The 7,422-nt window shown below is 39.1% G+C and carries 7 protein-coding genes and 1 rRNA gene; 4 read left to right on the plus strand and 4 right to left on the minus strand.

What is annotated here, in order from left to right:
* Window positions 1-262 precede the first annotated feature (262 nt).
* On the minus strand, window positions 263-1,543 hold the full coding sequence (locus tag BLP52_RS08220; protein ID WP_091709982.1) for an S-layer protein domain-containing protein: 1,281 nt from the start codon (window positions 1,541-1,543) through the stop codon (window positions 263-265).
* A 692-nt stretch (window positions 1,544-2,235) separates the two neighbouring features.
* Between BLP52_RS08220 and BLP52_RS08225 the strand changes: the two genes are divergently transcribed.
* Genes BLP52_RS08225 through pspAB form a run of 3 tightly spaced genes read left to right on the plus strand, consistent with a single transcriptional unit; the run spans window position 2,236 to window position 4,524 of the window.
* Window positions 2,236-3,018 (plus strand): GTPase, encoded by a 783-nt coding sequence (locus BLP52_RS08225; RefSeq protein WP_091709983.1) that lies wholly within the window; start codon window positions 2,236-2,238, stop codon window positions 3,016-3,018.
* Window positions 3,019-3,070: 52 nt separating this feature from the next.
* Window positions 3,071-3,952 carry a zinc metalloprotease HtpX gene (gene htpX, locus BLP52_RS08230; RefSeq protein WP_091709984.1) on the plus strand — a complete coding sequence of 294 codons (882 nt, stop codon included), beginning with the start codon at window positions 3,071-3,073 and terminating at the stop codon, window positions 3,950-3,952.
* Window positions 3,952-4,524 carry a PspA-associated protein PspAB gene (pspAB, locus tag BLP52_RS08235; protein WP_091709985.1) on the plus strand — a complete coding sequence of 191 codons (573 nt, stop codon included), beginning with the start codon at window positions 3,952-3,954 and terminating at the stop codon, window positions 4,522-4,524. The genes htpX and pspAB overlap by 1 nt, the downstream gene beginning before the upstream one ends.
* 15 nt (window positions 4,525-4,539) lie before the next feature.
* Here the strand turns inward: pspAB and pspAA are convergent, their stop codons facing one another.
* Entirely contained in the window at window positions 4,540-4,818 is a 279-nt protein-coding gene (gene pspAA / locus BLP52_RS08240; protein WP_091709986.1) for a PspA-associated protein PspAA, read from the minus strand.
* Window positions 4,815-5,513 (minus strand): PspA/IM30 family protein, encoded by a 699-nt coding sequence (locus BLP52_RS08245; protein ID WP_091709987.1) that lies wholly within the window; start codon window positions 5,511-5,513, stop codon window positions 4,815-4,817. The genes pspAA and BLP52_RS08245 overlap by 4 nt, the downstream gene beginning before the upstream one ends.
* A gap of 113 nt (window positions 5,514-5,626) precedes the next feature.
* Here BLP52_RS08245 and BLP52_RS08250 point away from each other — a divergent pair, with 113 nt between their 5' ends.
* Window positions 5,627-7,066 (plus strand): dicarboxylate/amino acid:cation symporter, encoded by a 1,440-nt coding sequence (locus tag BLP52_RS08250; RefSeq protein ID WP_091709988.1) that lies wholly within the window; start codon window positions 5,627-5,629, stop codon window positions 7,064-7,066.
* 160 nt (window positions 7,067-7,226) lie between these two features.
* Here the strand turns inward: BLP52_RS08250 and rrf are convergent.
* Window positions 7,227-7,348, minus strand: a 5S ribosomal RNA gene (gene rrf, locus BLP52_RS08255).
* Window positions 7,349-7,422: the final 74 nt, after the last annotated feature.

Consider the following 7,422-nt stretch of genomic DNA (forward strand, 5'->3'; position numbering starts at 1 on the left):
AGCTCAAAAACTGGTCTAAATAATTTTGTAGATTCCTTTTAAGTGTTTATATGATACTTAAACATTACTGAGAACAGTAAAATTTCAATAAACACTCTTATGTGCGATATTGAAGGATTAAAACATACTCTGAATTAAACAAGTAAAGAAGAATCGGGCAACTGCTTATGAACAAATTTATAAAAAAGAAAACACTTGGAATCAAGTGTATGAGTCATTCTTGGAACTGAAGCTCTTAATTGTTCTTTAGATTACATTCCACTTATTTAAACATTGTTTTACGGAAAATAAAGACAAGTGAGATTGAAACTACGGCAAATGAAAATTCAAATCCAGGAATTGAATTTTCAACAGCATTTGTCTCTGCTTCAGAAGATTCATCTGTACTTTCTGACCCCATATTAGTATCATCAGAACTTTTTGAAGTTTCAGACCCAATTTCCGAATCAGAAGACATATCGACAACAACTACATCTTCTGAATCAGAGGATGTGTCATTGACAGCCACTTCTTCAGGCTGAATTGTAGCTGTTGAGGAGGAATCCTCTATTGTAACTACCTTTACAGGATAGAAAACATAACCACCATTACTACCTTTTCCTTCATCAGATGCCTTAAAGTATAAGTCTCCAGTAATTGGAGTTGATGTACCTGCATCAATGTTGATGGAGATGGAGTTGCTGTTTGATAATTTTAATCCGGTTGCAACTGCTTCATCTACTTCAAAGTTTCCAAATTCATCACCGGATGATACTTTCATGTAGCTGTCCTTATCAGCAAGCCATGTGTACTTGAGAACTGCAAAGTTGTCATCCAGTCCTGCAAATGTTGAATCCACATAAGTCAGAAAATATATATGATTGGAGCTGTCTGAACAATCATCTTCAACGAAGTATATCCTACCATCATTGCTTCCATCTGTGGAAACCACACCAGTGTCAAGTTCCTCACCATTCTTATACAATGTCATGTAACACTTGGAACCATCAATATCAACAGCATTCATCACCAGTGAATAACCGTTTTTCATTGCCCACCTTTCACCGCTTTTCAGGATTTTCTTATCACTGTCACTTTGCTGCATCAAAAGCTTTGCAAGGTTTGTAGCATCGTTATCAACTGCACAATATGTAGTGCCGAATAATGAAAGAGTATAAAATTTGGTAACCTTAGTAATGTTAGATACTTCAGAATAGACTTTGTATTTAGAAGCTACCTGCTTTGTAGTATAAATCAACTCTCCTTCATCGATTACATTAGCATTCGGATTTGCTGAACCAAGAGAAGGACTTCCTCCGTCATCATCATTTTCAAAGTAAAGGTGTTCCCCGGCACCTGCAGAAAGTTGAGTATATTTGTTAGCAGCAAAGTATAATCCAGGAAAATTAGAATAGTCCCAGGATATATTGCCTGCATCAATAGCTCCTGTGTCAATAGCTTCACCTCTTATGTCAACGGTCGTAGCTGCACAGGGTGCCACAACTGCCAGAAAAAGCAGAAATACCATACCAACAAGGATGTTTTTTTGAGATTTGTATACCATTTTTAGCCTCCGAGTGTTCGTCCATTCCCGTAAACTATTATGATTTCTAGCGTTATGTTCTAACAAACATAATGATATTTATAGATTCCTATTTTAGAAATAACTATGAAAAGTAATTTCTACAAAACAGGATATTAAAAACAGTATGAATAGCTGGAAAAAGAGAGATGATTGGAAAATAAGAATGTTATTTCCACGTTATATCCACAGGATTTCGACCAGGAATACTGTGAACTTCATACTTAGGATAACCAAACATCAAGGCATGCCTGACAACATGATCTGCTGGCAAATCCAGTTCATCTATTAGAGGTTGATAGCTGATTGCTGCTTTTTAAGGAAAATGCCCGGCAAGCCCCAAAGCCAAATTTGCACAAGCTGCACTCAGCTTATCCGGCACAAAAGGAGTGTTTGAAGAAGATTATCTCCCTCAAATATAATCCCGAGTGGACTTGTTACTATACATGTTCCACAATTCGTACATAAAATCAAAAGAGATAATGGCCATATTATCAATCCATTTAATATATTGAGTATTACTGTTATAAAGATTAGTAAAACAGAAGACTGGTCGAAGAATAATGTGAAATGCCTATCAAAGATAATATATCCTTTCAGGGAATATGAGCATCCATTAAATCCGTGATTGATCATAAGAATTATAAAGAACTTTTCTGATACCGGGAAATACCATGGCAAGCCAGAAATTATTGGTAAAGGACGTCATAAAGAAAGCTGATGTCCTCCTTGAAGTTGTAGACGCACGTTTTCCAGATGAGACAAGAAACAGTGAAATCGAAAAGGATATTTCACGTGAAAAGAAACCTTTTATCATTGTACTGAACAAGTGTGACCTTGTCCCTAAAGAAAAACTTGAGAAAGCAAAATCCAGAATGGCAAAAATAGCACCTGCAGTCTTTGTATCCTCTAAGGAGAGATTCGGGACTACGATGCTCAGGCATAAAATACTGGAAGTCGCAGATATACAGGGACGCGACATACAGGTAGGATGTATCGGTTATCCAAATACCGGAAAGTCTTCCGTAATAAATGGTGTTGCAGGAAGAGGAAAAGCTTCAACTTCCGCAATATCAGGTCATACAAAAGGTGTGCAAATAGTAAATGCAGGATCTCGTATTGTATTTCTTGACACTCCTGGTGTATTTCCTCTTGATGAGCATGATGAATATATACAGGGGCTTCTGGGAATAAAAGATTCAACTCACATTAAAGACCAAATTGGTGTAGCATTGAAAATCATCGAGAAGCTTGTTGAAGAGGACAGGGAATTACTGGAATCATTTTACAAGATCACATTCACTGATGAAAATTCCTATGACTTACTTGAGATGATAGGACTTCAATGTAATTTCCTGAAGAAGAAAGGTAAAATTGATGAAACAAGAGCTGCTATCAGAATTATAAATGACTGGCAGAAAGGACTTCTTCACCGGGAAAAAACTGACATTGAGTGAAAAGTCCAAAATTCTAATATACCAATATCAATTACTGAGAGATGGTGCTAAAATGGTAGAATGGAAAAAAGATCTAGGGCTTGAAGGAAGAATGTTATTGACAATGTTCCTTCTGGCTGCAGTATACATTGCTTTCCTTGCATTCCTTTCCCAGTATGCATCTGCAAGCTTTATGCTGCTGTTTGTTGCTATTTTCATGGGAGCACAATATTACTATTCTGATAAACTGGTGCTATGGTCGACCGGCGCACATGTTGTTTCCGAAGCAGAAGAACCAAAGCTCCATGAAACAATTACAAGACTCTGCGTTATAGCTGGTCTTCCAAAGCCAACTGTTGCAGTTGTAAATACATCTGTACCAAATGCATTTGCAACCGGCAGAAGTCCGAAAAAGGCTGTAGTTGCAGTTACAACAGGACTCATGCATAAGCTTGACCAGGGAGAACTGGAAGCTGTACTTGCACATGAACTAAGCCATGTCAAAAATAGAGACATGGCAGTTTTGACAATAGCCAGTTTCATTTCAACAATTGCATTTTACATTGTAAGATACAGTTTATATTTTGGAGGTTTTGGCGGAGACCGCAGAAATTCAAATGGCGGACTTATAGTTGTGTGGATAATTTCAATAATCGTATGGGTATTAAGTTTCCTGCTTATTCGTGCGCTCTCAAGATACAGGGAATTTGCAGCAGACAGAGGCTCTGCACTCATAACAGGTCAGCCTGCACAACTCATATCAGCACTAAGAAAGATCAGTGGAACTATGGCAAATGTGCCTACTGAAGACCTGCGTAAAGTTGAAGGAATGAATGCATTTTTCATAATCCCTGCAGCAGTATCGGGATCTGTCATGAGCCTGTTATCAACTCATCCGTCTATGGAAAAAAGAATAGCTGCCCTTGAAAAGATACAGAGGGAGATCGAATACTGATGGGTTTTCGTGATCTACTGGGTTCAGTACTTGGAAGCAGCAGAGTACCTAAAGCAAAGACTGGCAAGCTTTTTGCTATATCAACAGCAGTTATCACACTGGAACTTAACCTGAACCTTAAACCATCTGCTGTTGCAGCAATTTGCTTTAAAGCTATGGATATGTCAAAGTACACAAATACCAGGAATGAGATCGAAGAATTGCTGCAGTTCAGTACTAAAGAGACGGGCACTGAATTCAGCATAGAGAAAGATGAATATAATTTCATGTGGGTGGTTCTAAGGGACAAAGACTTTGAGGATCTTGTAACCAATATACACATGATATCCCAGACACTTGTTGAACAGGGATTTGGTGAACAGATACTCTGTGCAGTATATCGTTTTGAGAGCGAGGGACCTGTATACTGGATATATAATTTCAAACAGGGAAACTATTATCCTTTTGTCCCGAGGGGAAAGAACAACAGGGATAATAATACGGAATTCAGGCTCAAGTCTTTGATGGAAAATGAACTTCCAATAGAAAAAGATGTGGGGAGATGGTATCCCCTCTGGAGTATGCCAATTTAATAACTAAAAAATATCTTAGTCCTCAAATATACCTTCGCCTTTAAAAATGTCCTTAGCTTCTTCGAATGTCAGATCCTCAGGTGGGACGATAATATCTGACTCAACTATTTCTGTATCATCGATCTGCTTTCCACAGGACTTTATACTGCTTATAAGTTTTGTAAGTTCAGATTTGTACCCTTCCTCGTCTCCTTTAGAAACAAGATCTACTATTTTATTATCAATGACATTCAGTTCATCATAGAAGCTCTCAGGAACTTCATACTGGCCCTCACCAACTATTCTTATGATCATTTACCTGCCTCCTTCTTGAGTTGTTCAAGTTCAAGATCAACAGTATTTGCAGAATTGATCTTTGCAAGTTCTCTGTCAATATCATCTCCGCTGCTGGTAAGGTCATCAAGTGTCCCTGTATCGATAAGTTCATCGAGTGCAGATGCACGGGCTTTCATATTTTCTGTCTTGTTCTCAGCCCTTTCTATTGCAAGTCCCACATCAGCCATCTCTTCACTGATACCTGATACTGATTCATTGATCTTGACCTGAGCCTCGGCTGCAGAATACTGTGCTTTGATCGTCTCTTTCTTAGTCCTGAATACTTCGACCTTGGTTGAAAGACGCTTTTCAGCAGCAACAAGTTTCTCCTGCTCTTTTTCAAGTTCAGCTATCTGCTGGTCGAGACCCTGAATCTGGACATTGAGAGAGCTTTTTCTTTCGAGTGCCAGACGGGCAAGGTCTTCACGCTCTGCTTTGATAGCCTCTCTTGCCTGACCATCAAGTTTCTCAATATTTTGCTGGAGCTTTGATCTCTGCAACTGCAGTCTCTTTTTTGATGTTGTAACTTCAGCAACACCTCGTTTTACATCCTGAAGCATTTCCAGCTGTTTCTCATAGGAGTAATCCAATGTTTCACGTGGATCCTCCATGCGATCCATAAGTTTGTTCATTTTTGATTTAACTACTGTTTCCATTCTGCCGAATAGTCCCATATTATTCCTCCTGATGACTCACAAATAATCATATAAAGTGCACCTTGCATAAATGCTTATCTTTTCACAAAAATACCATAAATGCAATTAAAGATAAAAATAAACATAGTGGCATGTCAGGCAAGTACAATTTACCGGACCCCCTTACACTTATTCATCCGCGTTCGCTAAAGAATCTGAATTATCACCTTCAGGAGCTTGTTAAAGGAAGGCTATGGTTAAGGATTCTAATAGGAATGGTGCTGGGTATCCTTACAGGATTAGTACTTGGACCGTCTACTGGAATATTGAACCAGGAAATGTCCTATACTATTGGTGAATGGCTGGCACTTCCTGGATATCTTTTCCTTGCATTGCTCCAGATGATCGTTGTTCCGCTTGTTTTTGCATCGATCATTCGAGGGATCGCATCCGGGGAGGATATGGAGCAATTAAAGAAAATAGGTCTTAGAACCGTTAGTTTTTTTCTTGCGACCACAGCATTTGCAATATTTGTAGGACTTATGCTTGCACTGACAATCAATCCTGGTACCTACATTAGCAGTGATCTGGTACAGGGAACTATTTCCTCAAATGTAACACAAGCTGACAGTAGCGGACTGGGGTCCTTTGATGTAGCTGAACTTCCGGGAATGATCACTACAATTGTCCCTACAAATCCTCTTGGATCACTTGCGACTGGGCAGATGTTACAGGTAGTGATATTTTCGATAATAATAGGAGTGGCTCTTGTTTCGATGCAGCCGGTACAATCAAAACCATTGCTTGAATTGCTTGGCTCCCTTCAGGAAGTCAGCATGACAGTTGTGCGCTGGAGCATGCTTTTGGCACCTGTTGCCGTATTTGGTCTTATCAGTAAATTCACTCTGAACCTTGGAATAGATGCTCTGATGGGGATGCTGGTATACGTTGGTACAGTATTGCTTGGTCTATTACTGATGTTAATCGTGTACATGCTTATCATTCTTTTAGTGACCAGAAAAAATCCATTGACCTTTCTTAGGTCTATTCGTGATGTATTATTACTTGCTTTTTCTACATCAAGCTCTGCTGCAGTTATGCCACTTTCAATAAAGACTGCTGAGGAAAATATTGGAGTGAGACCTTCTATATCTCAATTTGTAATTCCATTGGGTGCCACTATCAATATGAACGGTACAGCTCTTTACCAGAGTATAGCGGCAGTATTTCTTGCACAGGCATTTGGAATAGAACTTAGTTTTGGACAACTCCTATTAATCATGGTAACTGTAGTAGGGGCTTCTATAGGAACTCCATCAACGCCTGGAGTAGGTATTGTTATCCTTGCAATGATACTGAATAGTGTGGGCATACCTACATCAGGTATCGCACTTATAATCGGAGTTGACAGGATTCTTGACATGAGCCGTACTGCGGTCAATGTAACTGGTGATCTTGTAACCTGTGTAATTATGGATAAATGGGTAGCAGGTAAGAAAACAGCCAATGAGGAATTCATTGAAGTGGCAAAACATGAAGCACAAAGAAGGGTTCATGATGAAGATGTAATTGTAATTTCTTCTGAAGAATAAATAAAGAATATTTCAATTTATTTGCTTGTGCCGCGCTTTGCGCGGGACATTGAGTTTAGTTTAGAGTACTAGAATAACCAAGAAAAACCAGAAGTTTAAAGTTGTTACTGTTTGTAGAATAAAAATATTGTTAATAGAAAAGCAGGATCAATTGTGAGTGAGTTGGCAGCGATCCGTATTTCCCGAAGACTCTCATACTTCAGTACAGTAAGGAACGCTGGCGGGCTTATCTTCTGTGTTCGGGATGGGTACAGGAATTACCCCGCCGCTATGGCCGCCAAACTCACTCACGATGAAAGATAAAGTTAAAGCCAAGATCCGGATTCGAACCGGAATGGAATCGCTCTGCAGGCGAT

Origin of the sequence: Methanolobus vulcani (assembly GCF_900100715.1) — an archaeon.
Taxonomy (GTDB): Archaea; Halobacteriota; Methanosarcinia; order Methanosarcinales; family Methanosarcinaceae; genus Methanolobus; species Methanolobus vulcani.

Coding starts and splice junctions, on each gene's coding strand:
- htpX (WP_091709984.1), top strand. CDS start 3,071: ATGGTAGAATGGAAAAAAGATCTAGGGCTTGAAGGAAGAATGTTATTG.
- BLP52_RS08220 (WP_091709982.1), bottom strand. CDS start 1,543: ATGGTATACAAATCTCAAAAAAACATCCTTGTTGGTATGGTATTTCTG.
- BLP52_RS08245 (WP_091709987.1), bottom strand. CDS start 5,513: ATGGGACTATTCGGCAGAATGGAAACAGTAGTTAAATCAAAAATGAAC.
- pspAB (WP_091709985.1), top strand. CDS start 3,952: ATGGGTTTTCGTGATCTACTGGGTTCAGTACTTGGAAGCAGCAGAGTA.
- BLP52_RS08225 (WP_091709983.1), top strand. CDS start 2,236: ATGGCAAGCCAGAAATTATTGGTAAAGGACGTCATAAAGAAAGCTGAT.
- pspAA (WP_091709986.1), bottom strand. CDS start 4,818: ATGATCATAAGAATAGTTGGTGAGGGCCAGTATGAAGTTCCTGAGAGC.
- BLP52_RS08250 (WP_091709988.1), top strand. CDS start 5,627: ATGTCAGGCAAGTACAATTTACCGGACCCCCTTACACTTATTCATCCG.